At 53.6% G+C, this 24,713-nt stretch carries 29 protein-coding genes and 2 tRNA genes; 5 read left to right on the top strand and 26 right to left on the bottom strand.

The annotated features are described in order from the left end of the window. Nucleotides 1-85 precede the first annotated feature (85 nt). The 3 genes from JTI85_RS09690 to JTI85_RS21760 form a co-directional block, all read right to left on the bottom strand. A tRNA-Asn gene (locus tag JTI85_RS09690) sits at nucleotides 86-161 on the bottom strand. A gap of 99 nt (nucleotides 162-260) precedes the next feature. Then, on the bottom strand, nucleotides 261-1,748 hold the full coding sequence (locus JTI85_RS09685) for an EmmdR/YeeO family multidrug/toxin efflux MATE transporter (RefSeq protein ID WP_304502701.1): 1,488 nt from the start codon (nucleotides 1,746-1,748) through the stop codon (nucleotides 261-263). Between the two features lie 97 nt (nucleotides 1,749-1,845). Further along, nucleotides 1,846-1,902 carry a DUF5951 family protein gene (locus JTI85_RS21760; protein WP_350203164.1) on the bottom strand — a complete coding sequence of 19 codons (57 nt, stop codon included), beginning with the start codon at nucleotides 1,900-1,902 and terminating at the stop codon, nucleotides 1,846-1,848. A 6-nt stretch (nucleotides 1,903-1,908) separates the two neighbouring features. On the opposite strand from JTI85_RS21760, the gene JTI85_RS09680 reads away from it, so the two are divergent. After that, nucleotides 1,909-1,984 (top strand) — tRNA-Asn (locus JTI85_RS09680). 45 nt (nucleotides 1,985-2,029) lie between these two features. Here the strand turns inward: JTI85_RS09680 and JTI85_RS09675 are convergent. The 3 genes from JTI85_RS09675 to JTI85_RS09665 form a co-directional block, all read right to left on the bottom strand. Continuing rightward, on the bottom strand, nucleotides 2,030-2,542 hold the full coding sequence (locus tag JTI85_RS09675) for an AbrB family transcriptional regulator (protein WP_082193760.1): 513 nt from the start codon (nucleotides 2,540-2,542) through the stop codon (nucleotides 2,030-2,032). A 72-nt stretch (nucleotides 2,543-2,614) separates the two neighbouring features. After that, complete coding sequence (locus JTI85_RS09670; RefSeq protein WP_061067728.1) at nucleotides 2,615-2,824, bottom strand: 4-oxalocrotonate tautomerase family protein; 210 nt, start codon at nucleotides 2,822-2,824, stop codon at nucleotides 2,615-2,617. A 151-nt stretch (nucleotides 2,825-2,975) separates the two neighbouring features. Next, nucleotides 2,976-4,154: an MFS transporter gene (locus JTI85_RS09665; RefSeq protein WP_061067727.1), complete on the bottom strand. Its 1,179-nt coding sequence runs from the start codon at nucleotides 4,152-4,154 to the stop codon at nucleotides 2,976-2,978. Between the two features lie 107 nt (nucleotides 4,155-4,261). Between JTI85_RS09665 and JTI85_RS09660 the strand changes: the two genes are divergently transcribed. The 4 genes from JTI85_RS09660 (at nucleotide 4,262) to JTI85_RS09645 (ending at nucleotide 8,779) form a co-directional block, all read left to right on the top strand. After that, nucleotides 4,262-5,134, top strand: coding sequence for a LysR family transcriptional regulator (locus JTI85_RS09660; RefSeq protein ID WP_219352503.1), 873 nt, complete (start codon nucleotides 4,262-4,264; stop codon nucleotides 5,132-5,134). A 235-nt stretch (nucleotides 5,135-5,369) separates the two neighbouring features. Beyond that, a complete protein-coding gene (locus JTI85_RS09655) occupies nucleotides 5,370-6,407 on the top strand; it encodes an extracellular solute-binding protein (protein ID WP_048211970.1) in 1,038 nt (345 codons plus the stop codon). Next, nucleotides 6,391-8,079: an iron ABC transporter permease gene (locus tag JTI85_RS09650; protein ID WP_048211971.1), complete on the top strand. Its 1,689-nt coding sequence runs from the start codon at nucleotides 6,391-6,393 to the stop codon at nucleotides 8,077-8,079. Before JTI85_RS09655 ends, JTI85_RS09650 begins: the two co-directional genes overlap by 17 nt. Before the next feature lie 10 nt (nucleotides 8,080-8,089). Then, complete coding sequence (locus tag JTI85_RS09645) at nucleotides 8,090-8,779, top strand: ABC transporter ATP-binding protein (RefSeq protein ID WP_061067724.1); 690 nt, start codon at nucleotides 8,090-8,092, stop codon at nucleotides 8,777-8,779. 23 nt (nucleotides 8,780-8,802) lie between these two features. Here the strand turns inward: JTI85_RS09645 and ldtA are convergent, their stop codons facing one another. The 20 genes from ldtA to cbiB form a co-directional block, all read right to left on the bottom strand. After that, nucleotides 8,803-9,729, bottom strand: coding sequence for a L,D-transpeptidase (gene ldtA, locus JTI85_RS09640; RefSeq protein ID WP_048211973.1), 927 nt, complete (start codon nucleotides 9,727-9,729; stop codon nucleotides 8,803-8,805). Nucleotides 9,730-9,847: 118 nt separating this feature from the next. After that, entirely contained in the window at nucleotides 9,848-10,912 is a 1,065-nt protein-coding gene (gene cobT / locus JTI85_RS09635; protein WP_048211974.1) for a nicotinate-nucleotide--dimethylbenzimidazole phosphoribosyltransferase, read from the bottom strand. 24 nt (nucleotides 10,913-10,936) lie between these two features. Then, the gene (cobS, locus tag JTI85_RS09630) at nucleotides 10,937-11,680 is read right to left on the bottom strand and encodes an adenosylcobinamide-GDP ribazoletransferase (protein ID WP_061067722.1); all 744 of its coding nucleotides are present in this window, start codon (nucleotides 11,678-11,680) and stop codon (nucleotides 10,937-10,939) included. Next, nucleotides 11,677-12,222 (bottom strand): bifunctional adenosylcobinamide kinase/adenosylcobinamide-phosphate guanylyltransferase, encoded by a 546-nt coding sequence (gene cobU, locus JTI85_RS09625; RefSeq protein ID WP_048211976.1) that lies wholly within the window; start codon nucleotides 12,220-12,222, stop codon nucleotides 11,677-11,679. The genes cobS and cobU overlap by 4 nt, the downstream gene beginning before the upstream one ends. Continuing rightward, entirely contained in the window at nucleotides 12,219-13,739 is a 1,521-nt protein-coding gene (locus JTI85_RS09620) for a cobyric acid synthase (protein ID WP_061067721.1), read from the bottom strand. The genes cobU and JTI85_RS09620 overlap by 4 nt, the downstream gene beginning before the upstream one ends. Beyond that, entirely contained in the window at nucleotides 13,736-14,551 is an 816-nt protein-coding gene (locus JTI85_RS09615; protein WP_061067720.1) for an energy-coupling factor ABC transporter ATP-binding protein, read from the bottom strand. Before JTI85_RS09615 ends, JTI85_RS09620 begins: the two co-directional genes overlap by 4 nt. An 8-nt stretch (nucleotides 14,552-14,559) precedes the next feature. Next, on the bottom strand, nucleotides 14,560-15,237 hold the full coding sequence (locus JTI85_RS09610) for an energy-coupling factor ABC transporter transmembrane protein (protein ID WP_048211979.1): 678 nt from the start codon (nucleotides 15,235-15,237) through the stop codon (nucleotides 14,560-14,562). Then, complete coding sequence (locus JTI85_RS09605; protein ID WP_003030289.1) at nucleotides 15,224-15,505, bottom strand: energy-coupling factor ABC transporter substrate-binding protein; 282 nt, start codon at nucleotides 15,503-15,505, stop codon at nucleotides 15,224-15,226. Before JTI85_RS09605 ends, JTI85_RS09610 begins: the two co-directional genes overlap by 14 nt. 2 nt (nucleotides 15,506-15,507) lie before the next feature. Next, nucleotides 15,508-16,245: a cobalt ECF transporter S component CbiM gene (gene cbiM, locus JTI85_RS09600; protein WP_048211980.1), complete on the bottom strand. Its 738-nt coding sequence runs from the start codon at nucleotides 16,243-16,245 to the stop codon at nucleotides 15,508-15,510. Then, nucleotides 16,242-16,955: a cobalt-factor II C(20)-methyltransferase gene (locus tag JTI85_RS09595; protein WP_005123035.1), complete on the bottom strand. Its 714-nt coding sequence runs from the start codon at nucleotides 16,953-16,955 to the stop codon at nucleotides 16,242-16,244. Before JTI85_RS09595 ends, cbiM begins: the two co-directional genes overlap by 4 nt. Continuing rightward, nucleotides 16,952-17,746: a sirohydrochlorin cobaltochelatase gene (locus JTI85_RS09590; protein WP_219352501.1), complete on the bottom strand. Its 795-nt coding sequence runs from the start codon at nucleotides 17,744-17,746 to the stop codon at nucleotides 16,952-16,954. Before JTI85_RS09590 ends, JTI85_RS09595 begins: the two co-directional genes overlap by 4 nt. Nucleotides 17,747-17,756: 10 nt before the next feature. Next, nucleotides 17,757-18,542, bottom strand: coding sequence for a cobalt-precorrin-6A reductase (locus JTI85_RS09585; RefSeq protein ID WP_116360209.1), 786 nt, complete (start codon nucleotides 18,540-18,542; stop codon nucleotides 17,757-17,759). Further along, complete coding sequence (locus tag JTI85_RS09580; RefSeq protein WP_048211983.1) at nucleotides 18,539-19,264, bottom strand: precorrin-3B C(17)-methyltransferase; 726 nt, start codon at nucleotides 19,262-19,264, stop codon at nucleotides 18,539-18,541. Before JTI85_RS09580 ends, JTI85_RS09585 begins: the two co-directional genes overlap by 4 nt. Next, complete coding sequence (cbiG, locus tag JTI85_RS09575; RefSeq protein WP_061067717.1) at nucleotides 19,264-20,319, bottom strand: cobalt-precorrin 5A hydrolase; 1,056 nt, start codon at nucleotides 20,317-20,319, stop codon at nucleotides 19,264-19,266. The genes JTI85_RS09580 and cbiG overlap by 1 nt, the downstream gene beginning before the upstream one ends. Further along, nucleotides 20,300-21,073: a cobalt-precorrin-4 methyltransferase gene (locus JTI85_RS09570; protein ID WP_005123046.1), complete on the bottom strand. Its 774-nt coding sequence runs from the start codon at nucleotides 21,071-21,073 to the stop codon at nucleotides 20,300-20,302. The genes cbiG and JTI85_RS09570 overlap by 20 nt, the downstream gene beginning before the upstream one ends. Beyond that, complete coding sequence (locus JTI85_RS09565; protein ID WP_048211985.1) at nucleotides 21,066-21,635, bottom strand: decarboxylating cobalt-precorrin-6B (C(15))-methyltransferase; 570 nt, start codon at nucleotides 21,633-21,635, stop codon at nucleotides 21,066-21,068. The genes JTI85_RS09570 and JTI85_RS09565 overlap by 8 nt, the downstream gene beginning before the upstream one ends. Further along, nucleotides 21,625-22,230, bottom strand: a complete 606-nt coding sequence (locus JTI85_RS09560) for a cobalt-precorrin-7 (C(5))-methyltransferase (protein ID WP_048211986.1) — start codon at nucleotides 22,228-22,230, stop codon at nucleotides 21,625-21,627. The genes JTI85_RS09565 and JTI85_RS09560 overlap by 11 nt, the downstream gene beginning before the upstream one ends. Further along, nucleotides 22,224-23,363, bottom strand: a complete 1,140-nt coding sequence (gene cbiD / locus JTI85_RS09555) for a cobalt-precorrin-5B (C(1))-methyltransferase CbiD (RefSeq protein ID WP_048211987.1) — start codon at nucleotides 23,361-23,363, stop codon at nucleotides 22,224-22,226. Before cbiD ends, JTI85_RS09560 begins: the two co-directional genes overlap by 7 nt. Then, the gene (locus JTI85_RS09550; protein ID WP_219352499.1) at nucleotides 23,360-23,992 is read right to left on the bottom strand and encodes a cobalt-precorrin-8 methylmutase; all 633 of its coding nucleotides are present in this window, start codon (nucleotides 23,990-23,992) and stop codon (nucleotides 23,360-23,362) included. Before JTI85_RS09550 ends, cbiD begins: the two co-directional genes overlap by 4 nt. Before the next feature lie 10 nt (nucleotides 23,993-24,002). Continuing rightward, nucleotides 24,003-24,713 (bottom strand): adenosylcobinamide-phosphate synthase CbiB (cbiB, locus tag JTI85_RS09545; protein ID WP_255575573.1); only part of this gene is annotated, 711 nt, incomplete at its 5' end.

The raw sequence follows: 24,713 nt of genomic DNA, 5'->3' as shown, positions 1-24,713 counted from the left end.
TATCCACCTGCATGTCGGGTGGATTTACTGAAAAGCTAAAAAGCAAAAAGCCCGCTCAAGTTTCCTTAAGCGAGCTTCTTAAATATGGCTCCTCTGACTGGACTCGAACCAGTGACATACGGATTAACAGTCCGCCGTTCTACCGACTGAACTACAGAGGAATCGTGTGAACGGGGCGAATATTAGCGATGCCTGTCTGCGTTGTCAAAGCCTGAATGGATATTCGTGATCGTTTGCTGAAATATTCTTCATTTCGTCGTTTATTCAGACGTAGACGGTTGTTTTATACACTTTTCACGTTCAGAACGTGGGTATTTCCACAGCCAACGGCCTGTGACCATTCGCCAGTAAAATAACGCGGCCCGTACTGCCCAGTCGAAGAACATCCCCATCCAGACGCCAACGACACCCCATCCTAATACGATCCCGAGGGTGTAGCCGGCGACAACACGACAGCCCCACATCCCCAACATGGAGACCCACATAGCGAAACGGGCGTCACGTGCACCTTTAAATCCAGCAGGAAGAACCCATGATGCTGCCCATATCGGCATAAATGCCGCGTTCAGCCAAATCAGGATGACAATGACCTCTTTTACATCCTGATCGTGGGTGTAAAACGAAGCCATCACGCCAGCAAACGGGGCGGTTAGCCAGGCGATGGCGGTTAATCCGATTGTGGAGAGCCAGAATACATGCCGCAACTGGATTTCCGCCTGAGCAATCTGTCCATTTCCCAGACGTCTGCCGGTAATGATAGTAGACGCGGAACCTAAAGCGTTTCCCGGCAGGTTGATCAGCGCCGCTATCGAAAAGGCAATGAAGTTACCGGCAATTACGCTGGTACCCATACCCGAAACAAACATCTGCGTAAGTAACTTGCCACCGTTAAACAGGACTGACTCTATACTGGCAGGAATACCAATCCCCATGACTTCCCAGATGATGGCAAGATTCAGCGGTTTAAAATAGCTCTTCAGGGGAATGCGCAGCGCTGGGTTAAATCCAATCATCAGCACCCATATAATGGCGATGGCACCAATGTAACGTGAAATCGTCAACCCCAGACCTGCGCCGACGAATCCCAGCCCTTGCCAGGAAAAAATGCCGTAGATCAGGATGCTACTGATAATAATGTTCAGGATATTCATACCACCGTTAATCAATAACGGTATTTTGGTATTTCCGGCACCGCGCAGTGCGCCGCTGCCAATTAACGCAATTGCCGCCGCAGGGTAGCTGAGCACTGTTAATTCCAGATAGGTAAGTGCCAGTGCTTTTACATCAGGGGTGGCTTCTCCTGCAACGACATCAATAATCTGCTCACCGAAATAGTGAATCACCGCCGCCAGTACGACAGCAAATATCGTCATAATAACCAGTGATTGTCTGGCTGCGGCTCTGGCGCGTCGGCGATCGCGCTTTCCGAGACTAAAAGCAACCACCACCGTCGTGCCAAGGTCGATGGCGGCGAAAAATGCCATGATGACCATGTTGAAGCTGTCGGCGAGTCCGACGCCTGCCATAGCTTCTTTACCCAACCAGCTCACCAGGAAGGTGCTCAGTACTCCCATCAAGAGTACACAGGTGTTTTCCAGAAAAATGGGGACAGCAAGCGGGGTAATTTCGCGCCAAAAGAGAACTTTATAACGCTTGCGTTTGGCATACCAGGACGTGCGGGATGCGACCTGGCGTAAGGCTGCGGAGACGTTCAAAGTGGACCTTAATGAAGAAAGTTGAAACCTCATTTCAAATGATGAGGGAGAATCAAAAAAGCTGCAAAGTTTTTTCCATTTAAAATGTCTGTAAATGCAACAAACTGTCGAGAGAAGCACCAATTGATCCTCAATGTAGGAATTGGGGTTTGACAAAAGTTTTTTCGCCGCTAAGATAAGCCTCCACAACGATTCCTCTGTAGTTCAGTCGGTAGAACGGCGGACTGTTAATCCGTATGTCACTGGTTCGAGTCCAGTCAGAGGAGCCATATTTAAGAAGCCCGCTTAAGGAAACTTAAGCGGGCTTTTTGTTATTATGGCATTGCGACTAAAACATCAGGCCAGAATGGCTTCCAGTCGGGCTGTAAGTAGCCAGCCAGAAACGTCAGGGTAATGAGACGCAGAGAATGCGAGATAACAATCTTTTGTGGCGGAGTCTTAATATGGGAGGCTAGCGCCAGCACCGCCGCCATCGCTCCGGGCACCGCACCCAAAAGCGCCTCTTCTTTACTCCAGCCCAACCGCCGCACACACCAGAAGTAGCTCAAGGTAAATTGCAAAGATAAGCAAAGTAATAACAGAGCAAAAAAAAGACTGAACTGGCGATGTTCACCATATGAAAAATCCCTAAACATCATCCCGATTGAGATACCGAGAGAAAGCTGGATGACCGTTATACTCCCCGGCATTGAGGTTACGGAGATCCCAACCCGCTTAAGTATAATCACGGTAAAGAGGGCACCAAACATCATACCCAGTGGAACATTACAGAACGTGAATCCCTGCCCAACGAGAAAACAGAGGATAATACCTGCCAACACTCTCATCGACGCCCTCTCCAGGTCAATTGTTCTATCACAAACTGATATCAGGCGAGGAGCCCCCCCCCGCCATCAGATTCACTCTTTGCTGGCTTTTTCACGCAATTCGGTCACCGGTACGCCACCAATTCCCCAGTTATCAGTATCGACTTCGTCAATAACCACAATAGTGGTGTCAGGATTTTTGTTAAGCACATCCACCAGTAGCTGAGTAACACCTTCCATCAGCTGTTTCTTTTGTTTATCGGTAACACCTTCATTGGTGATCTTAATATTTACATAGGGCATAAAAACTCCTGTAAACCAGATAATTATGGGAAATGCGCACAGAGAGAAGAGCGCAAACCCGTTAAACAGCAGAACAGAGTCATACTGCTTTTGAAAACTAGTTCTGCCGCAAGAACTATTAAGGTTATTAGCTGAAATATAACTATTATCATTATTTTCCAGAATATTTAACTTTGTTGTATTGCCAATAACTAATTGCTGCTGCGATAAATAAAGAGGCTGCCCCCAGCAATATGGAGTAGGTCATCCCATTTTTATTACTCTGAAAGACACTGACAACTAATGGGCCTAGAATTTGCCCTATCCCATATGTCAGCGTAACAAGACCGAGGAGATTAATCTTCTGGGGTGCGCTTATTTTTCTAGCCAACGGCATGACCAAAGAGCTTGTACCCATAAATGTGCCGCCAAATCCAATACAACTAATGGTTAACAGCAGTGGCGAGTTAATAAATATGGCCATGACTACGCAACTCGCTTGCACAATTAAGTTAACGCTCAGGCAGGATAATATATTCCATTTGCGAGCAGCCCAGAGCCAGCCATAGCAGCCAGGAATAACAGCAAGGCCGACAATAGACCAGATATGGTCGGCTAAAAAAGTGTTGCCACCCCCCCTGGCCATTAACGGCAAATACGTGGCGACAATGATATAACCGAACCCCGCCAGGCCATACAGTAAGGCTAAATTCCACCACTGGATATCCGACTCCGCGCCTGCGGCAGCTTTTACTGAGGAGATCATATACTTATCTTTCGGCAATAGCATCGTCAGTATGACGAAAAGTATCGCTGAAATTATGGCTGCGCCAATCCACAACACATGTGAATTTAAGGCGTAGGATACGCCAGCAATGACATATTCATTGCCGATAAAAATGCCCATTCCTACGCCCGAAAACAAAGAGGCGATAACAAAAGGGTTATGAGTATGCTGAAGGACCAGCATTGAACCAAATATCATCATTCCCGCGCTTGCCACACCTGCGAGGAACCTGATTAACAAAATAATTTCTGGCTGGGTCACTTTTGCCATCAAAAAAATCAGCACGACGGTAAGTAGTGCTGAGACCAGTAACAACACTCTTAACTTATTGACAGCGCTAAAAATACCAAAAGAGAAAAGGAGGCTGCCAACAAGGTAACCTGCGTAGTTGGCGCTGGCAATTATGGATAATTGTGAAAAGGTAAACAGTCCTTCATGAAGCATAAGCGGGAGCATAGGCGTATATAAAAAGCGCCCAATGCCCATTCCTAAGGTCAAGACGATCATACCAAATACAGCAGTACTCAACTGACGGAGGCCAACAGCACTGTGATCGAGATCCATATTTTGGCCTCAAAAGACGAATTAAGTTTGATTGTTATCTTACACAAGGAAATGATAATAAAAAGTTAATAAAAATAACGAAAACATTCACTTTGAGTGATGCTTCTATGAACAGTACCTCTCTGAACTTGTTTAAAACGGTGGCGGAAACGGGCTCCATATCCGCTGCTGCACGTAGTCTGAACTGCGTTTCTTCGAATGTCACAACCCGCCTTAAACAGCTGGAAGCCAGCCTTGATGTCTCTCTGTTTGTGCGCGAGAAAAATCGACTCTACATTACCCCTGAGGGCGAACTGCTTCTGCGTTACGCCAACAAAATTTTGGCGTTGTTAGAGGAAGCAGAATTGTCGATGCTGGGAACAAAAGTGGCGGGGCCATTGCGAATTGGTGCAATGGAAACGACCGCAGCGGTACGTCTCCCTTCGATACTGGCGAATTTCCACCGCGAAATGCCTTCCATTGAGTTAAACCTGAAAACCTCCCCTACTGAGGCGCTGGTGCAACACATTCTGAACAATGAACTGGAAATCGCATTCGTTGCCGATCATCAGGGACTGCATATGGAAAATTCGCCCCTGCAATCACACGTGTTATGTCAGGAAACGCTGGTACTGGTAACGGCGGCAGAGCACCAGAATGTCATTACTGGCGCTGACCTCCAGGTGACAAGGCCGCTGGTTTTTGTTAAAGGGTGCAACTATCGCTCCCGCCTGGGAGAATGGCTGAGCCTACAGGGGGTCGATTACGCCGATCCTCTGGAATTTGGCTCTTTTCAGGCGATCCTTGGCTGTGTGAGTGCCGGGATGGGGATTGCGCTGTTGCCAGAAAATGTTGTCAGACAGTATGAGAATAACTTCCCTGTCCGCAGTCATATGATTACGCCACAGATAGGTAAAGTGAACACCATGATGATATGGCTAAAAAGCCGCGAAGTCAGCCGGGTACTTAATCACTTTGTCTCGTTTATTACGCGGGCTTAAGTGATTACGTCTGGTAACGCCAGGCAGCCGGCAACCCAGTGTATTCATGGATGCTAAATATCTTATCCATAACAGGGACAGGCCACTTCACACCGTTGATTAAAGTTATGTAAATGTAAATTATTTACACTTTGCAATGATTGTAATTGCTAGTGATTATCATTTATTGTACGCAGGCAAAAAATGAGCCCCTGCCCGGGTCACTGTACGTTCCAATTACGCTGGGATATAAACGATGAATGCTCTGCCTCGCACTGGACTGCGCCGTATCACGCTTGCTTCTGCTCTCGTCCTCTCTGTCAGCCTGCCGGCTTTCGCCCAGGATGCGTTAACGCTGTATACCACCCGTGAACCGGGCCTGATTCAGCCCCTGCTTGATAGCTGGACGAAAACCAGCGGTATAAAAGTCAGCACGGTCTATATCAAGGACGGCATGCTTGAGCGTGTTAAAGCGGAAGGTAAAAACTCCCCTGCCGACCTGCTGATGACCGTTGACGCCGGGAACCTTATCGATTTAGTCGAAGCGGGTGTGACACAACCCGTGGAGTCAGAAGCACTGAAAGCGGCTATTCCGGCCAATCTCCGCGGCGCAGATAACCAGTGGTTTGCGCTGTCAATGCGTGCGCGAGTGTTGTACGCCGAGAAGTCAATGCCAATCGATAACTGGCATTACGAACAGCTCGCCAGCCCCGAGTACAAAGGTAAGGTTTGTATTCGTTCCGGTCAGCATCCGTACAATACGGCGCTGATCGCCGCGATGATTGCCCATCACGGCGAAGCAAAAACGGAAGAATGGCTGCGTGGCGTGAAAGCGAATCTGGCACGTAAAGCGACTGGCGGCGACCGTGACGTTGCCCGCGATATCCTCGGGGGTATTTGCGATATTGGCCTGGCGAACTCCTATTACGTCGGCCATATGAAAAACGCCAAAGAAGGCAGCGATGCACGTCAGTGGGGCGATGCAATTAAAGTCGTTAAGCCAACCTTTGAAAATGGCGGCACGCACGTCAATATCAGCGGCGCGGCAGTAGCACGCTATGCCCCCAATAAAGCCGATGCCGTTAAGTTGATGGAATATCTGGTTTCCGCACCTGCCCAGCAGCAGTACGCAAAAGCGAACTTCGAATACCCGGTACTGAAAGGTGTCACTCTCGATCCGGTGATCAACGCCACAATTGGTGAGATCGATGTCGATAAAATTCCGTTAACCGAAATCGTGAAATACCGTAAACAAGCAAGTCTGCTGGTAGATAAAGTTGGATTCGATCAATAAACTTCTACAGTTTCCGACGTTACGCGGCCTGGTTTCCGGGCCGCAGTCATTATTAACGCCGTTGCACCTTGGGGCGCTTTGCATTGCGCTTGGCGTCCTGACTCCCATCATTGCGCTTATCTGGCAAGCTACCCAGTCGGATTTATCGCACTGGGACAATCTCATTACGTTTGTGCTGCCTGCAGCATTAAAAAATACCGTACTGCTGTTAGCCGGTGTGGCCGTGCTGGTTGGCGTGATTGGCGTAGGCAGCGCCTGGGCCATCACAGCATGGGACTTTCCTGGACGTAAGATCCTCAGTTGGGCGTTGCTGCTGCCGCTGGCGATGCCAACCTACATCGTCGCCTTTGCCTGGCTCGATCTACTGCATCCGATTGGCCCTCTGCAAACCTTTATCCGCTTCCTGCTGGGCTTTGACAGTCCACGACAGTTCCGGCTACCGGATTTGCGTTCGCTTTCCGGCGCGATTATTTTGCTCGGTTTAGTGCTCTATCCTTACGTCTACCTGACGACCCGCGCCACCTTTATCAGTCAACCGGCCCATTTACTTGAGGCTGCCCGCACGCTGGGATGCAGCGCTGCCGGGACGTTCTTCCGGGTCGCCCTTCCAATGGCGCGCCCGGCACTGGCTGTCGGCATCAGCCTGGCACTTCTGGAAACGCTCAACGATATTGGTGCATCGGAGTTCCTCGGCGTACAAACGTTAACCGTTACCGTCTACACCACGTGGATCTCTCGCTCTGATTTATCCGCCGCCGCACAAATCGCCTGCATGATGCTGATGTTTATCTTCTTCATTCTGACGCTGGAATTTTACGGGCGCAGAAAGCAAGGATTCAGCAGCCGCAGCCTGCGGGAAATCCAACCCACTCGCGTGCCCGGCTGGCGTGGCTGGCTACTCGGCGCGGTCATTTCGCTACCGGTTATATTGGGCTTTGTGGCCCCGGTTCTCTTTTTGATGTGGGAAAGTGCCAAACGCTTAGGGGACACGAGCCCCCTTTCCGCCTCGTTGCTTTCAGCATTACAAAATACGCTCTTGCTGGCAGCAGGCACCACGCTGGTGGTGATTTGCGTCAGCTTGCTGGTGGCCTGGAGCGCACGCCATAGCGCAGCAGACAACGCGATGCCTGGCTTTCGTCGTGGCGTGATGCGTCTGGCCTCCCTCGGTTATGCGGTGCCCGGAACGATTCTGGCGATTGGTTTTTTGCCCCCAGCTATGGCTGTCGATCGTTGGCTGGCCGACTTACTGGATATTCGCGGGTTACCGCTGATGTCTGGCGGTATTTTGTTGGTCATTTGCTGCGCGATGCGTTTCCAGGCAATTGCCATCGGCGCGCTGGACTCCGGTCTGGGCCGCATCCCGCCGTCACTCGAACAGGCTTCACGATTACTCGGCGAAAACGGTGCCGGAACATTTGCCCGCGTTCATTTTCCGTTACTGCGTCCGGCATTAGTGAGCAGCGCATTGCTGGTTTTTGCCGATGCGATGAAAGAACTGCCAACAACGCTGCTGTTGCGCCCGGTAAATTTCGAAACGCTGGCCACTCTGCTGTATGCAGAAGCGGCCCGCGGGACCTATGAAGAAGGTGCTATCGCCGCGCTAATGATTGTTTTAGCAGGTACACTGCCCGTTATATTGTTGGTGCGTCACCAGATGACTCGCCGTGGTTAAGAGAGCAACAATGTCAGAAATCGCATTACGACTCCAGGACGTGCACGTTGCCTACGGCAACAGCCAGCAACCGGTCCTGAGCGGATTCTCAATGTCGGTACGCAAAGGAGAAATTGCCTGTCTGCTTGGCGCTTCAGGCTGTGGGAAAACAACGGTGTTGCGTGCAGTTGCCGGTTTTGAACGACTGCAGTGTGGAGAGATCTATGTCTCAGAGCGGCGTATCGCTGGCCCCGGCGTTCATTTGCCCCCGGAAAAACGTCATGTCGGCATGGTCTTTCAGGAATACGCCTTATTTCCCCATCTGACCGCACAACAAAACGTCGCCTTCGGTTTACGGCGTATGCCACGTGAAGCGCAACAGGCCAGAGTGACGGAGCTGTTGAAAATGGTGGAATTGCACAGTCATGCTAACCATTACCCTCATGAACTTTCTGGCGGGCAGCAGCAGCGCATCGCGTTAGCCCGCGCGCTGGCGCCACACCCAGAAATTTTACTGCTGGATGAGCCCTTCTCCAGCCTGGATAAGCGCACACGCGAGCGCCTTGGTAATGAGGTTCGGGATATTTTACGCGCTGCTGGCCAGACCGCGCTGCTGGTTACCCACAGCGAGCACGAAGCTCAGTTGATGGCGGACCATATCGGTTTTGTGAAAATGGGTCAGTATCAGCTTAAAAAAGCGGCCCACCATAGTCAGGGCTAAGAAAGAGCCGCGTAGTGGCATCGCTAATGTGTCTGCACCAGACTGATATTCACCGGCATCCCGGAACGGCGTTCCAGCGCCTGATTCCCACGATTCACATCCACGTCATTCCCGCTGATAAAAGTACGCAAAACGGGGGTGATGGGCAGCGGAACCTTTCTGTCAGATTCATATTCGGAGCGATTGCGGGACAGCGGTTCATGAACCTCAACCCAATGGCTACCGTCTGGCTCGGTGCTGAATTTTACCGGTCGGTCAATAATCTGAACACGCGTGCCAACTGGCACAGTATCAAACAGGTATTTGATGTCGTCATTACGCAGACGGATGCAGCCCTGGCTCACGCGTAGCCCAATACCGAAGTTGGCATTAGTACCATGGATGGCGTACAACCTGCCGATATAGATAGCGTACAGTCCCATCGGATTGTCAGGCCCGGCAGGCACAAACGCCGGTAAGCTTTCCCCACGAGCAGCATACTCCCGCCGGGTATTTGCCGTGGGCGTCCAGCTTGGTGCTTCCTGTTTACGTTCGACCGCTGTGACCCAGTTGCGCGGAGTTTCCCTCCCGGCCTGCCCAATACCAATAGGTAATACCTCTACCGTATTAGCACCCTCAGGGTAATAGTAGAGCCGCATTTCTGCGACGTTGATGACGATGCCTTCACGTACGGTATCAGGCAATATCAACTGTTGTGGCACCACCAGTGTGGAACCCGACTTTGGCAGAAATACGTCCACACCAGGATTGGCTTCGAGCATATTACTCAATCCCTGTCCATACTGTGCGGCAAAAGCCTCCAGGGGCTGAGTATTACCAGCGGGAATCGTTATCGTCAAAGGGCTTCCCACCAGACGGCTGCCCTCAGGAGGCAATGGGTAGCTCACCGCCTGCGATCCCTGACTCGCGAGCAGCATAACAAGAGCACACAGCAGTTTTACACGACGCATCTTTTTCCTTTCCTTCGTCGCAGCAGATATCCATTAAGTATAGCTTTTTTATCTGTTTTAGGGGGTTACGACGAGAATGCACATAAAAACCCCCGCCATAAAGCGGGGTCGTGAGCGGCTACGCTTCTTTGCCATCCGGTAATACAATATTACTGGCAGCTAACTGCCCCATATTGCTATACATCGCGCAGGCCGCTTCAACAATGGGCATCGCCAGCGCGGCACCACTGCCTTCGCCTAAACGCATTCCCATGTTGAGATACGGCTCCAGTTCCAGGTGCGCCAGTGCAGTACGAGCGCCCTTCTCGGCGGAGAAATGCGACGGGATCAGATAAGGTTTAATCTCCGGCGCTATCTGACAGGCAGCCAGTGCCGCCGAATAAGACAGGAAACCATCCAGGATGACCGGCAGACCGCAAGACGCCGCACCTAACATCACCCCCGCCATACCGACAAGATCAAAACCACCCACTTTTGCCAGCACATCAATACCGTCATTGCGATCCGGCTGATTGACGGCAATGGCTCGCCGTACAACATCAACCTTATTGCCTACCCTCGAGAGCGGCAGGTTAGCGCCGATACCGACCACATCCTCGGCATCGCTGCCGGTCAATACGCTGACGATTGCCGCCGCGGGGGTCGTATTGGCCATACCAAGTTCACCGACGCCAAACAGCGTTACGCCATCCCTGGCCAGCTCATGGGTATAACGGATAACTTCCAGCAGCAGTTCCTCGGCCTGAGAACGGCGCATTGCCGGGCCTTGAGCAATATTACCGCAGCCGCGCGCCACGCGCATATTCACCACGCCGGGAATGAGTTCAGCATCGATGCCGACATCAATCACATGTACCTTTGCCCCCGCCTGAGCAGCCAGCACGCAAACGCCGGTCGTCCCACGCGTCATATTAGCAGCCTGAATAGCCGTGACGATTTTAGGCGAAACGGCAACCCCTTCATCCCACACGCCATGATCGGCACACATCACCAGCATCGCTTTGCCATTCACATGCGGCACACCCTTCAGGCCTGGCATACCGGCCAGTTGCACAGCGAGAGATTCGAGTCGCCCAAGACTTCCCGGCGGCTTAAGCAGGCCATCAATATGTTGCTGCGCGCGCAACATTGCAGCGCTATCGGGAGAAGGGATCGCGTGAAGTAAAGAGGATAAAGTCTGCATAAGGGTTCCAGTATGTTGACTGACTCAAAGCAGAGCCAGCAGGAAAACCAACTCGCCAAGTTCAATGGCCGCACCCAGCGTATCGCCGGTTTGCCCACCTAACGTGCGTTTTAATAACTGCCCAAGAATGAAGATCGCCACCAACGTAACGACCAGTGCTGCCACACCACGCATACCGGGAAGTAGTACGGCTGCAAGGATCGCCGCAAATCCCAACGTGACGCAGGTTTGACGCCCGGAGACTTTGCCGATAAAGACATTGCCCAGCCCTTCTTCGCGCGCGTAACGATGTCGATACATCAGCAAAACAGCACAGCCCCGCCCGGCGACACAAGCCGCAGCAAGCGCCGCCAACATCGGTGTGCCACGCAAAGCCAGTTCGCTCACTACCAGCACTTTTGCCAGCAACACGAAAATTAGCGCCAGTCCGCCGTGGGTTCCCAGCCGGCTGTCGCGCATGATCTCCAGCATCCGTTCGCGTCGACGGGCAGAGAAAATACCGTCACAGGTATCCGCCAGGCCATCAAGATGAAAACCGCCGGTCAGCAGCGCCAGGGTCAACACTGCAAACAGCGCCGCCAGTGGGATACCGCACCAGGCCTGTAGCGCCATAAAGACCAGCCCCGTAAGCCCGCCCAGCACCACGCCAATCAGCGGGAACATCACAATGCCACGTGAATAGTGCTCGAAATCCAGTCCTTGCGACCAGCGAGCAGGAACGGGCAAGCGACTGATAAAAGAGAGCATTGCCCAGAACAACTTACTCATTTAATTTTGACTCCAATTCCTGATACCACCAGCCAGACCTCATCGGCTGCTGCCGCCAGTCGCTGATTCACGCGTCCTGCAATATCGCGAAAATGCCGTGCCAGACGGTTCTCCGGAACAATCCCCATTCCCACTTCGTTGGTCACCAGCACAACCTTTGCCGGGCAGCGCTGACAGGCAGCAATCAGCGAACGGATCTCATCCTCGATCGACTGCTCCATCGCCGCGTAATCCCAGCTATCCGGGTCACTGTCACCGCCCAGTGCAAACAGCAGGTTGGTCACCATCGTGGTAATGCACTCCAGCAAAATGGCTTCTTGCGGATCGTTTTCTGCCGTTATCAGTTCATCGAGATGTTGCCAGCGTTCAGCTGTACGCCAGTGCGCAGGGCGTCCATCGCGATGATGCTGAATTCGCGCCGCCATCTCCTTATCAAAGATCTGCGAAGTCGCGATATACAAAACGTTTGGAGAATCCGCGATCAGCGCTTCCGCATGTCGACTCTTGCCGCTACGCGCACCGCCGGTAACCAGAATCATCATACGGGCTCCCGGTGTTGCTGCATGATGGTATAAATTTTCTCAATATCGATGTGTTGCCGCATCGCATCCGCCAGCAGATCAAACTGCTGCGATTTATATTGCGCGTAATGGAAGGTGGAATCCAGCGGTGCTAACCCTTTACGTACGCGCAGGCCATTAACCAGCGCCCGGGTAAATTCATCGCTGTCGAACAGACCGTGAAGATAAGTACCAAACGCCAGGCCATCCGGCGTAACCGCGCCGTCAGCCACGTTGCCGCCGTCTTTGCGCAGTGTCATCACCGACCGGCATTCTTCGGTTAACGTCGTTTCGCCCATATGGATTTCGTAACCACGAACGGATAACCCCGCCGCGCCCGCCAGCCAGTCAGGCAGCGAGGAGGACATTTTCCCCTCAACCAGAGTGGTGGTTTTGTGCTGGGCAAAATGGGTGACGGTATTGAGCAAGCCCAGACCCGGCAGCGTGCCAAGCCCTGACTCCACTTCATCGATGATCGTATCGCCGAGCATTTGATAGCCGCCGCAAATCCCCACCACCGGCACGTTATTACGATGCAATTGCACGACGCCGTGCGCCATTCCGCTCTCACGCAGCCACACAAGATCGCCCAGCGTATTTTTGCTGCCGGGCAGAATCACCAGATCGGCCCCCGCCAGTTCTTCAGGCTGGCGCACATAGCGCACGCGCACATCCGGCTGTGCGGCAAGCGCATTGAAATCAGTAAAGTTAGAAATGTGCGGGATTTGCACAACGGCGATGTCGATGTCGCGTTTATCAGTGCGCAAATATTTGCCCTTTTGCAGCGCAACGCCATCTTCATCTTCCAGATCCACATCCAGCCATGGCATGACGCCCAGTACCGGCACCCCGGTCAGCGCTTCAATTTGCTCAATACCGGAATACAGCAGCGCCACATCGCCGCGAAATTTATTGATGATCACCCCTTTGACCCTGGCGCGTTCATGATCGTGCAATAGCGCTAGCGTGCCGTAAATGGAGGCAAACACCCCGCCACGGTCGATATCCGCCACCAAAATGACAGGACATTGCGCCATTTCAGCCATGCCCATATTGACGATATCGCGATCGCGCAGGTTAATCTCGGCCGGGCTTCCCGCCCCCTCCAGCACCAGCACATCGAACTCTTGCGCCAGACTGTTATAAACTGACAGGATTTGATCCCGCAGACGCGGTTTGTACTCGTGGTAACTGACCGCATCCATATCGGTTGCCACTTTGCCCATCAGCACAACCTGCGCTTTACGGTCGCTGGTCGGTTTAAGCAGCACCGGATTCATACGCACATCTGGCGTAATGCCGGCGGCCTCAGCCTGAAAAATTTGCGCGCGGCCCATCTCTTTGCCCTCTGGCGTAATACCAGAGTTCAGCGCCATGTTTTGCGATTTGAACGGCGCGGTACGCAGCCCATCCTGATAAAAAATTCGACACAGCCCGGCGACCAACACGCTTTTACCCACATCAGATGCCGTTCCCTGCAACATTATCGCCTGCGTCATGACGCCTCCTTCAGTGCGTTCTCTCGCATACAACTAAAAAATTCAGCCTCTGTTTTACACAGCGGGAAGCCCAGCTCGGTGTGCAATTTCACCAGCCATGGCTGAGTTAACCCGGCTTGTTCAATAAGATCGGTACGGGCGAACACGTCACCCGGCGTACCGTGCGTCAGCACTTCTCCGCGACGTAAAACATACACCGCATCGCTGACTTCATAGATGAGATCAATATCATGGCTGGAAATAACCACATGATTTCCTTGCGCCACAATGCGTTTGATAATCTCGATCATCTGCGTACGCCCTGATGGGTCGAGACCGGCGGTGGGTTCATCCAGTAACAGATACTGCGCCTGCAGCACCAGCGCCCCGGCAATCGCCACGCGTTTTTTTTGCCCGTGGCTTAAGCACTGAATGGGCTGATGGCGAAAATGCTGGGCGTCGACCAGCGTCAAGGCATCGTCCACCCGACGGGCAATTTCAGCCTCGTCCACGCCAAGATTACGCAGGCTAAACGCGATGTCACTGTCGATGTCGGTATAAAAGATTTGCTGATCGGGGTCCTGAAATACCGTTGCCACCTGCTGACGTAGCGCCAGCAGGCCGCGCTTGCTGTAATCCAGTGGTTTTCCTTGCCACATCACCGCCCCCTGTTGTGGGCGCAGTAAACCGCTCAGGTTCATAAACAGCGTGGACTTCCCACAGCCATTGGCCCCCACCAGTCCGGTGACGGCATGTTGAGAAAAGTCCAGCGTTAGCCCTTTGAGAATCGGGTCATCCTGGTAGCGAAACCAAAGCGCTGAGGTGGCAAGCATACTTTTCCTTACAGGTGAAAATCACCCTGATACAGTTTGATATCCAGTGTGGTGGTCATTTGCTGATAACGGATCAACACGCGGGTAAACAATAATCCCACCAGCATCGCCAGCGAGCGATAGCCTAATGGCAAGCTACGATAACCAAAACGCAGCGTTTGTGCGCGATGAATGGCGAGTGCCTCGTCTAACAGGATAAAAATAAAGCGCCAGGTCAGCAGAATCAGCTCGGTCATCAGTCGTGGGACATGTGCACGTTTGAGCAGGATAATTAACTGCGGAAACGGTAAATTCAGCACCAGCCAGAACGTTGCCGCCAGCGCAGCCAGGCTGCGCCAGAAGGTTTCATTGGCGGTGACAAGTCCTGGGGCGCTAACGCCCAACCAGTAGCTGCCCACGGGTACGCTGGCCAGTAAGGTATGCGGGTCGCGACTGACGCTAAACAAAATCGTCACGACGCCCACCAGCAGAAAGCCAAACGGTAACGCCATCCAGCGACACCAGCGCCAGAAAGAAACCCGCAGCAGCCAGCAACTGAGCGCCGCTATCAGCAACATCTCGATACCCTGCCCCAGCGGGGGCAGAGTAAAGGCCAGAATCATCATCATTAGCCAGAGCAGAAATTTCCGCACCGGTGAGACATGAAACCAGCGGCTTTGATAGCTAAGCCTGTCAAGCCCGGTCATCACGACGTTGCCTGCCCTTGGTGTAACCCAATATGTAGAAAATTACGGCTGCGCCCAGCGATCCCTGGAGCGTAAACAGCAGGCTTTCAATCTCACCGCTTGCCGGTTCATATAACGGCTGGAACCACGGCTCATAATGCGGGGCAATAGCCTGAATCTGACTCTCCGCCTCACCGTCCGAGCCGCCGTATTCACCACCGTGGTTGATAAAGAACGGCAGGATCACCAGCGCCACTACCATGCCCAATATAATCAGCGTCTTTTTCATCGTTAATGTCCTTGTGCGGTTATTAACTGGCGTTTGGTTAGCTGATCGTAAATCAGCACGGTGAGTAACCCTTCCGCAATCGCGATGGGGATCTGCGTCAGACAGAAAATTCCCATGAACTTAATGATTGAACCGGTAGCGCCAGCAGACGGATCCGGGAACGCCACGCCCAGTTGCACTGAGGTGACGAAATAGGTAACAAGATCCGCCAGCATCGCGCACAAGAAGACGCAAACATCACGGCGGAACCCCGCGCGACAGGCCAACTTCCACACCATATACCCAACAACCGGGCCGATTACCGCCATCGACATACCGTTAGCGCCAAGCGTCGTCAAACCACCGTGCGCCAGCAGCAGAGCCTGGAACAGCAAAACGATTGCCCCGAGGATGGCCACTACGCCTGGTCCAAACAGGATAACCGCCAGGCCTACGCCGGTAGGGTGTGAACAACTTCCGGTAACGGAAGGAATTTTCAGCGCCGACAGCACAAAAATAAAGGCGCCGCACAGTGCCAATAAAACTTTCTGGTGGTTATCTTCCTGCACGATTTGGCGCAGGCGCACCAGCCCGTACCACAGGCAGGGCAAAAACAGCAGCCACCATGCCAGCGCCCACATCGGTGGCAAAAAGCCTTCCATAATGTGCATCGCGAACGCTTGCTCAGGAACAATCATCAGTAATAGCGCCGCTGCCAACCCGCTGAAAGACAGCTGTTTTAGCTGTTGTTCAAGCTTCATTGTGCATACTCCCACTGTTTGTTGACCAGAATGGTCGAGAAATAAGGCAGCGGCTGATCGTCGCTCACCTCGTCGAGATGGCGCCAGCACTGCTCGCCCGGCAGCGTGGCTTCAGACATCATCAGTGCACAGTCCAACAAGCCTTCTTGTTGCAGCAGCGCTTTGATGCGCGCAAAACGACCGTACACTTTCATCAGCACCAGGCTGTCATGCTGCTTTAACGCCTGCTGAATTTCAGCTTCCGGCGCGGTACAGGAGACCACTGCCAGCGATTGTTGCTCCATGGCGAGCGGAGTTTTCGAACGCGCGGCAATCGCAGCGAAAGAGGTCACGCCCGGGACGATTTCTAACCAGTCAGGCGAACCAATACGCTGCAGTAAAAAGACCCAGGTGCTGAACAGCATGGCGTCGCCGAGGGTAATAAAACCTACCTGTTTACCCGCTTCCACTTCCTGTACCAACGCAGCAGCGACCTCATCCCAGACGGCCTCTTTTTCAGCACTGTCGGCACTCATCGGGAAATGGCAGCAGCGAACCTCGGTCTGCTCACCGATATACTCCCGCACAATCGACAACGCCAGACTATCGCCACCTTTACGCCCGGCTGGCGCATAAAGAATATCCAGCGCCCCAAGCGTGCGTGCTGCGCGCACGGTTATCAGATCGGCAGCACCAGGCCCGGTGCTCAGTGCATACAATTTGCCACTCATGCTGCTTCCTCCAACGCTACGTTCAGCGCTTGCTGTAAATGGGCGACGAACATGGCACGAACCGCCGGATTCTCACCCAGACCGCTGAGCCATGGCGTAGCTGGAATGCCTGCTGCGTTAAACAACGTTTTCCACGAATCCTCTTCATCGGAGGCCATATCATTGATAGCGTGGTCGCCTGCAACCAGCATTAGCGGCATTAGATGAACCGCCGTCACGCCTTCCTGACCTAAGCTTTCGATCAGCACCTCAACTCCCGGGTAGCTTTCCACTGCACCTACGCGAGCCGGGAAGCGCTGCGCCGTCATCATGTGGTCAAGACAGGCATAGGCAGCAAAGGCGTGATGGCTGGCCCCGTGCCCCATAAAGACCACTTTTTCATTTTCGCCAAGCGCCGGCATCTGCTGTTGCAGCGCCAGCATCAGCTGTGCGTAATCTTCAACGCTGCTCAGTAGTGGTACACCCAGCGTCAGGCGAGAAAACAGCGGGCGCATACTTTGTACTTCGCGGACAATTTTTTCGTATTCGTCGCCGTTGATGATGTGCAGCGACTGAATCGCGACATCCTGATACCCCTGCTCCGCCAGCTTTTGCAGCGCCTGCAGCGGCGTGTCGATTTCAATGCCGTCACGCTGCTTGAGCTTGCGGATAATCATCCCTGAGGTAAACGCCCGGAACAGGTCGCGGTCAGGGCAACTGGCTGCAAGATCGCGCTCACAGGCCACAATATTCTTCTCGCAGGTGTCGTGATAGCTGGTGCCAAAGCTGACCACCAGAAGCGCCTTTTTCATCTCTAACTCCTTAAGCCGCGGCCAGCCAGCGCGTTAAACGCGCCGCAAAGGCAGCCTGACTTTCCAGTAATTCTTCTCCCGTCACCAACGGTGCCGGGCGTGTAATCACGATGCAGGGGATACCGGCATCCAGACAGGGTTGCACTTTTTCCTGATAACCCCCTTCCGCGCCTGATGCCTTAGTGATCACCACATCAGCCTGACACTGGCGATAAAACGCAGCGTTGAACTCGGCGCTAAACGGTCCGCACAGCGCAAAGATCTCACCGACGCCAAATCCCAGGTCCGCGCATTGCTGAATGACTTCGGGTACAGGCAGGACACGCGCCAGCAACGTTTTTTCAGGCAACTCTTTGCGCCAGATGGCCAGATCTTTACTGCCGGTCGTCAGCAGCACGCGGTCACCGAAGCGCCGCGCAACCTCGCTGGCTTGCTGAATGCTCTGTACGGTATACAGGTGCGGGTGGGTTAAACCACTTAACTGTTCAGGGCGCTGATAGCGACTCAGCAGTACGCCCGCCGCTTCGCAGGCATTCATGATGTTGCGGCTCACTACCTCGGCGTAAGGATGCGAGGCATCGATCACCCAGCGCGTCCGATTTTCCTGAAGCCAGGCAATCATTTGCTCACGTTCCAGACGCCCGCAGCGCACCTGACCTTTGATGTCTCCCGCCAGCTGCTTTCCCGTCGGGGTCGCAACTGACAGGGTGTAAGCCACGTTTGCCGCATCCAGTTGCTGGCACAGCATGCGCGCGTCGCTGGTGCCGCCCATGACCAGCACATCACCATAATTCACAGCACATAACCTCGTGGCGTGATCATCAGGCCGTCCTGAACATAGGTTGTTTTATTGCCCACGATCACCAGACTGGTCATATCCACCGGTTCAAAATCCATATCACCGAGCGTGGTCAGCCATTTTTCCTGCTTTTTACGTCCGGCTGACTTCACAATACCAACCGGCGTTTGTGCGCTCTTGCTGGCGGAAAGCAGTTCAAATGCACGCGCCAGATGTCCTTCGCGACCCCGGCTGCGTGGGTTGTAGAAACAGATAACGAAGTCAGCTTCACCAGCGGCAATAATGCGTTTTTCGATAACCGGCCATGGCGTTAACAGATCGCTTAAGCTGATGTGGCAGAAGTCATGCATTAGCGGCGCACCCAGCAAAGAAGCGGCGGCAATACTTGCGGTCATGCCAGGTATCAACCGGACCTCAACGTCCAGCTTTTGCTTGCTGACCAGTTCGAGCACCAGCCCGGCCATACCGTAAATCCCAGCGTCACCGCTGCTGATCAACGCCACGTTGTGACCCGCCTGCGCCAGTTCGATCGCCGCCTGACAGCGTTCAATCTCTTTGCACATCCCGGTTTTGATCACCTGCTTGTCGCCTGTGAACGCTTTTACCAGATGGGTATAGGTTTTATAACCCACGATGATTTCCGCTGCCTGCAATGCTTCAACGGCTTCCATGGTCATCATTGCCTGCGAGCCAGGGCCAATTCCAATTACGCTTAACATCAGTGTGAAACTCCCAAAGTGATCGTGACGCCCTGTTCTCGCAGGGTCTCGCCTAACAGTTGTCCGTGGCTCAGCAGCCAGGCTGCAGGACCGGAAACGCTTCCTGTACCCACCGTTTTGCGAACAAACGATGAGGCCGGAAAACGGTGTTCATGCTCACGCAGCGCGTCAGCGGTAAAGGTTTCGAAAGGCACGCGGCAACAGGAGGCCAACTGGATAAGCCCTTGTTCGTCTTTTTTCAGTGTGATGCTGCCAATGGCTTTTAACGCCAGCGGGTCGAAGCGCTGTGCTTCGAGTTGACGTGCCAGCAGCGCTGCTAACAGTGGAAACGGCGTATCCCGACGACAGCCAATTCCGGCAACCACTCGCTGCGGTACCAGCTTCCAGTGCACAACTGGCAGCTCAGGCAGATTGTTGCGCAAGGTAATACAAATCAGCGCATCCAGTTCAGGAAGCTGATTGAGGTCGGTCACCGTGATAAATCCACGGCGGTCGCAATGGCTGACGTCCTGTGCCAGTTCGTCGTCCCACCACAGACCAACCCGTTTGTTGCTGACCAGCATCTGGTTAACAATTTTGACCGCCGAGCGGAAATCATTCATACGGGCATTTAACTGAAACGCCAGCGTGTCCAGCGCCGCCATATCGTTAACATCCGTCGCGGTGGTAATGACCGGGTCGGCCCCCAGCATCCCCGCCAGATAACGCGCCAGAGCATTAGCTCCTCCCGCATGACCGGAGAGCAGGCTAATGACATGCTGGGCACGTTCATCAATGACCACCACTGCCGGATCGCAAAATTTGTCGTTGACCAGCGGGGCCAGCACGCGCACCGCAATGCCGGTCGCCCCGATAAAAATCAGCGCCGAGTAATTCGCAAACGCTTCGCGGGCGGTATTAGCAAAGCCGTTTTCGAAGGGAATAAACCCCTCCTCCAGCAGCTTTTCACTGGTAAAACAGGTTACCGGCAGCATCGCCGCCAGACGTTTAGCAAGCACAACGCCGCCGGGGGTCAGGCAAAATAGCGCAAGTGATTCAGGCTTTACGGTATTCATGGCTAAAATCCGCCGCATAGAGTTTGGAGTAGTGATACTCCGAGCCCAGGAAATTACCGACCAGAATGAGCGCCGTTTTACGGATCCCTGCGTCGCGAACTTTGTCGCCAATATCTGCCAGGGTACCACGCACGGTCTGACTTTCCGGCCAGGTTGCCTTGTAGATCACCGCCACTGGCGTGGCCGCCGGGTAACCGCCTTCAATCAGACGCTCAGCAACCCGGTGGATACGTTGGACGGAAAGATAAATCGCCATCGATGTCTGGTGACTGGCAAACGACTCCAGTTGTTCACGTTCCGGTACCGGCGTGCGACCTTCCAGACGGGTAATGATCAAACTCTGCGAAACTTCCGGTACGGTATACTCGACGCCCAACTCCGCAGCCGCGCCCAGGAATGCGCTAACGCCAGGCACCACCTGCCAGTCGATCCCGCGTTTAGTCAACTCTTCGCCTTGCTCACGCACGGAGCCATATAAGGAAACATCACCGGTTTGCAAACGCACGACGGTTTTACCGGCTTTCACACCCGCTTCCATCAGATCAAGGATCTGCTCCAGATGCAGTTCGGCGCTGTCATGACATTCCGCTCCGGCCGGGCAATATTCCAGTAATTCAGTGTTAATCAGCGATCCGGCATAGATAACTACCTGTGCCTGCTGGAGCAACCGGTACCCTTTGAGGGTAATCAGCTCGCGATCGCCAGGACCTGCGCCAACAAACCACACACTACGGGGATCAAAAATCTCAGACATGGGTTCCTTCCTTCTGACAGGCGATAACAAATACGGGGTTATTCGGTTTGAAATAGTGACCACTACCCAGCGTGGTAAGTGAGGAAACCTGCAGTTGCAGGCAATCCACACCCTGTACGCCAGGACGGTCCAGATGAGCCAGCGCGGTGTTGAGGTTTTCCTGAAGGATAAATGTCATCACCAACCGCCCTGCGGGATGCAATTGACGCATTGACCAGTCAATCAGTTCGGTCAGATGGCCGCCGCTGCCGCCCATAAAAATGGCATCGGCTTTTTCCGCGATAGTCATCGGCGCGATACCTGGAAAAATGTCGATATTTGCGCAGGCAAAATGCTGACGGTTTTCGTCCAGCAGCCTGAGCGCATCCGGATTACGCTCAATTGCCGTCACGCGTAATCCTGGGTATTGCAGCGCGGCTTCTATCGACACGCTGCCTGTTCCGGCACCAATATCAATCAGGTGACTGGCGCGGTGTAATTCAAGTTTTGAGAGGGCAAGTGCGCGTACCGCTTCTTTGGTCATCGGCACTTTCTCTCCACGTAGAAAAAGCTCATCTTTCATCGAGTATCACCACTGCATTCATGTCATAGTCGGCTGTAATTTTGCTCACAGGCAGGCAGTGGATACGCTCATTGTCCATCGCCAGGTTTTCGCCAATCACCATCCAGCGATGTCCTTTGCCTCTGGCAACCAACTGCTGTGCAATTTCACGCGGACCACACAGCGCGTCGGTCACCATCGCAACCTTGTTATGTCGCGCCAGTTCATCAAAACAGACACTGCGACCATGGCTACTGGTGAGCCACATGTCGTTCATATCAATACCAGCTTGCGCACACAGATACTGCACCGCGCTAATGCCGGGAATAATGCGCACATTTTCAATACCAAAATGCGCCACCATCCGCGTGCCAATGCCGTAGAACAGCGGGTCGCCGGATGCCAGCACCACCACGTTTTGCGCCTGATGTTCGCCTATCCAGTTCAATAGCTCCGGAATATTGGCGCCAAGAGCAAACCGCTCACCGGCAAAATCCGGGAACTGCTGCAGATGTCGCTTGCCACCGATCAGCACATCGGCCATTGCAACCGCATCGCGCGCCACCGGCGTCATCAAATGCAACCCTGCGGGCCCCATCCCTACAACGGTTAACATTGCATCTCCTCAGCGATCTCGGCGATCGGGCGATTGCTCCCCAGCACCTGGTTATCAAAAGAGAACATGATGGCGTCGCAGGTCGGGGGATTTTTGGTAAAACGCAACGTTTGCAGGACGCGCATACAGATGCGCCTGGCCAGATGGTCATAAATGTGCTGGAAACCATACGCTTCGATGTGTTCCATCGCCGCCTCGGTGGTATCGCAGTCGCTGACCAGCGTCAGTAGTTCCAACGGCGCGCCAAGTAATGCGAGGTGAGCCACCAGCGTTTCCATGCGGGCATCAGCGATATGACTGTGGGTATGGAAGATCCCTGCCGCGATTTTGATAAGTTTGCCGGGGTGGCCGACCAGCACGATCTGGCGGAATCCCAGGCGTACCGCTTCTTCAATCATGTAACCGACAAAGTTGCTCATAGTGACCACAACCTGTGTGTCGATCCCCATTTGCTCACGCACAAAACGTTCGCCGTGATTACCCGGTACCAGTACTACGCGATCCAGCCCTGCCGCGCGTTTGATCTCCAGCTCCAGCGATAGCGAACGTTTCCAGCTCTCTTCTGACATCGGCGTAACAATGCCCGTGGTACCAATGATCGAAATACCGCCCAGAATCCCCAGTCGCGAGTTGTAGGTTTTTTGCGCCCGTTCTTCACCTTCAGGCGCAAAAATCTCAATTTTTGCCCCGCGATTTGGTCCAATCGCTTCACGTACTGCGGACTCAATGGTCTGACGAGGTGTCCGGTTAATCGCCGAACTGCCCACCGGCAAACCAATCCCTTTACGGGTCACCGTACCGACACCTTCACCGCCCTGTAAGACGATCTCTTTGCTATCGTCTAACGTCACGCGGGCAAAGATCAGCATCCCATGCGTGGCGTCCACATCATCGCCACCATCTTTGCGGATGGCGGCAATCGCCTGCTGCCCTTCGATATGCGGTGACTCCACGTTCAGGCATAACGTCACCCCGGAAGGCGTCACAATGGAAACCTGATGGATCAGATGCTGGCGCAGCACCATCAACGCAGCGACTTTTGCCGCCGCCGTCGCACACGATCCCGTGGTGTATCCTTTACGCAGCGCTTTACCGTTGTGCCACACTGGCGTGTCGAAGGACTGGTCGCTCATCGCACCCCCTGCATGTGATAAAGCATGGCGTTGACGATAGCGGCGGCGACGTTACTGCCACCTTTGCGACCTAATGCGACAATGGCGGGCAGATGACTTTGTGTCAGTGCGTCCTTCGACTCCGCCGCGCCAACAAATCCTACCGGTACGCCAACCACACCGCTGACAGGTGCATCATGTTCCAGCAGTCGGAACAACGCGGTTGGCGCGTTGCCAAAGACAAACAGTTTTTCGCCCTCTTCCTTCACGGCAATGTCGACTGCAGCCATTGAACGAGTGATCCCCTGTTCTTTTGCTGCCCACACCACACGTGGGTCGCTGATGTAACAGCGGCATTCGCCACCGAATTTTGCCAGCAGGTTTTTGTTGATCCCGGAAAGCGCCATCGTGGTATCGGTATAAATCACGCTCGGGCGACTCAATGCAGCGCAAAACTGTTCCAGCACATCGCTGGAAAACCACAGAATGTCCAGCCAGTCGAAATCCGCGGTGGTGTGGATCACCCGCTTGATGATGGCTTCATGCAACGGACTGGCAAACTGATAGTCCGGGCGGGTTTCACTGATAATCTCACCAATGATGTCGAAACTTTTGGCCTCAATTGCTTGAGGCTGCTGGATATAGTGCATTTTGTTGTCCTCAGGCGACACCGAGCCACAGCCAGCGCAGCGCAATAAAAAGCGCCAGTGCCAGGGTCGATGCTACCCACATCAATCGAATCGTTTGGGAAATGTCGTCTACAGAAATGTCTCGTTGTTGATCGCCAATCCACGGTTTTTCAACGCGCTCGCCGAAGTAGTCATTGGGTCCCCCCAGGCGAATACCTAATGCGCCGGCCACAGCAGCTTCCGACCATGCGCAGTTTGGACTGCTATGGTTGTAGCGATCACGCCAGCCAATCTGCAAAGCGCGTACGCCGTCCTGGCGGCATAAAAACGCCGCCACACCCAGCAACAGCCAGCTCAGTCTTGCCGGAATAAAGTTAGCGACATCGTCCAGACGGGCGCTGACCATGCCGATAGCACGGTACTTTTCATGTTTGTACCCCACCATTGAATCGAGGGTATTCACCGCTTTGTAGGCCATCGCCAGTGGCGCACCGCCCAGTAAGAGGAAGAACAACGGCGCGATGATGCCGTCAACGGTGTTTTCCGCCACGGTTTCCACCACGGCGCGGTTGATCTGTTTTGGTTGCAGCTGTGAGGTATCACGTCCCACAATCCAGGAGAGTTTTTCCCGACTTTCGGCAAGATTATTGGCACGCAATGGACGCTCTACATCCAGCGCAGCATTTGCCAGACAACGCCCCGCCAGCACAGTGAAAATCATCCACACCTCAACGACCCAACC

The organism is Citrobacter sp. Colony219 (assembly GCF_019382635.1).
In the GTDB taxonomy this organism is placed as follows: domain Bacteria; phylum Pseudomonadota; class Gammaproteobacteria; order Enterobacterales; family Enterobacteriaceae; genus Citrobacter; species Citrobacter youngae.
Note: the sequence above shows the minus strand (reverse complement) of the source record. Positions and strands in the feature narration are given on the sequence as shown.

Excerpts from the sequence above, each read along its gene's own strand:
- JTI85_RS09560 (WP_048211986.1), bottom strand. The coding sequence starts at position 22,230 with ATGTTAACCGTTGTAGGGATGGGGCCCGCAGGGTTGCATTTGATGACG.
- ldtA (WP_048211973.1), bottom strand. The coding sequence starts at position 9,729 with ATGCGTCGTGTAAAACTGCTGTGTGCTCTTGTTATGCTGCTCGCGAGT.
- JTI85_RS09670 (WP_061067728.1), bottom strand. The coding sequence starts at position 2,824 with ATGCCCTATGTAAATATTAAGATCACCAATGAAGGTGTTACCGATAAA.
- cobT (WP_048211974.1), bottom strand. The coding sequence starts at position 10,912 with ATGCAGACTTTATCCTCTTTACTTCACGCGATCCCTTCTCCCGATAGC.
- cobS (WP_061067722.1), bottom strand. The coding sequence starts at position 11,680 with ATGAGTAAGTTGTTCTGGGCAATGCTCTCTTTTATCAGTCGCTTGCCC.
- JTI85_RS09665 (WP_061067727.1), bottom strand. The coding sequence starts at position 4,154 with ATGGATCTCGATCACAGTGCTGTTGGCCTCCGTCAGTTGAGTACTGCT.
- JTI85_RS09565 (WP_048211985.1), bottom strand. The coding sequence starts at position 21,635 with ATGAAAGATGAGCTTTTTCTACGTGGAGAGAAAGTGCCGATGACCAAA.
- cobU (WP_048211976.1), bottom strand. The coding sequence starts at position 12,222 with ATGATGATTCTGGTTACCGGCGGTGCGCGTAGCGGCAAGAGTCGACAT.
- JTI85_RS09685 (WP_304502701.1), bottom strand. The coding sequence starts at position 1,748 with ATGAGGTTTCAACTTTCTTCATTAAGGTCCACTTTGAACGTCTCCGCA.
- JTI85_RS09570 (WP_005123046.1), bottom strand. The coding sequence starts at position 21,073 with ATGTCTGAGATTTTTGATCCCCGTAGTGTGTGGTTTGTTGGCGCAGGT.
- JTI85_RS09595 (WP_005123035.1), bottom strand. The coding sequence starts at position 16,955 with ATGAGTGGCAAATTGTATGCACTGAGCACCGGGCCTGGTGCTGCCGAT.
- JTI85_RS09580 (WP_048211983.1), bottom strand. The coding sequence starts at position 19,264 with ATGTTAAGCGTAATTGGAATTGGCCCTGGCTCGCAGGCAATGATGACC.
- JTI85_RS09590 (WP_219352501.1), bottom strand. The coding sequence starts at position 17,746 with ATGAAAAAGGCGCTTCTGGTGGTCAGCTTTGGCACCAGCTATCACGAC.
- JTI85_RS09645 (WP_061067724.1), top strand. The coding sequence starts at position 8,090 with ATGTCAGAAATCGCATTACGACTCCAGGACGTGCACGTTGCCTACGGC.
- cbiD (WP_048211987.1), bottom strand. The coding sequence starts at position 23,363 with ATGAGCGACCAGTCCTTCGACACGCCAGTGTGGCACAACGGTAAAGCG.
- JTI85_RS09550 (WP_219352499.1), bottom strand. The coding sequence starts at position 23,992 with ATGCACTATATCCAGCAGCCTCAAGCAATTGAGGCCAAAAGTTTCGAC.
- JTI85_RS09615 (WP_061067720.1), bottom strand. The coding sequence starts at position 14,551 with ATGCTTGCCACCTCAGCGCTTTGGTTTCGCTACCAGGATGACCCGATT.
- JTI85_RS09675 (WP_082193760.1), bottom strand. The coding sequence starts at position 2,542 with ATGAGAGTGTTGGCAGGTATTATCCTCTGTTTTCTCGTTGGGCAGGGA.
- JTI85_RS09620 (WP_061067721.1), bottom strand. The coding sequence starts at position 13,739 with ATGACGCAGGCGATAATGTTGCAGGGAACGGCATCTGATGTGGGTAAA.
- JTI85_RS09610 (WP_048211979.1), bottom strand. The coding sequence starts at position 15,237 with ATGACCGGGCTTGACAGGCTTAGCTATCAAAGCCGCTGGTTTCATGTC.
- JTI85_RS09655 (WP_048211970.1), top strand. The coding sequence starts at position 5,370 with ATGAATGCTCTGCCTCGCACTGGACTGCGCCGTATCACGCTTGCTTCT.
- JTI85_RS09605 (WP_003030289.1), bottom strand. The coding sequence starts at position 15,505 with ATGAAAAAGACGCTGATTATATTGGGCATGGTAGTGGCGCTGGTGATC.
- cbiG (WP_061067717.1), bottom strand. The coding sequence starts at position 20,319 with ATGAATACCGTAAAGCCTGAATCACTTGCGCTATTTTGCCTGACCCCC.
- JTI85_RS09660 (WP_219352503.1), top strand. The coding sequence starts at position 4,262 with ATGAACAGTACCTCTCTGAACTTGTTTAAAACGGTGGCGGAAACGGGC.
- cbiM (WP_048211980.1), bottom strand. The coding sequence starts at position 16,245 with ATGAAGCTTGAACAACAGCTAAAACAGCTGTCTTTCAGCGGGTTGGCA.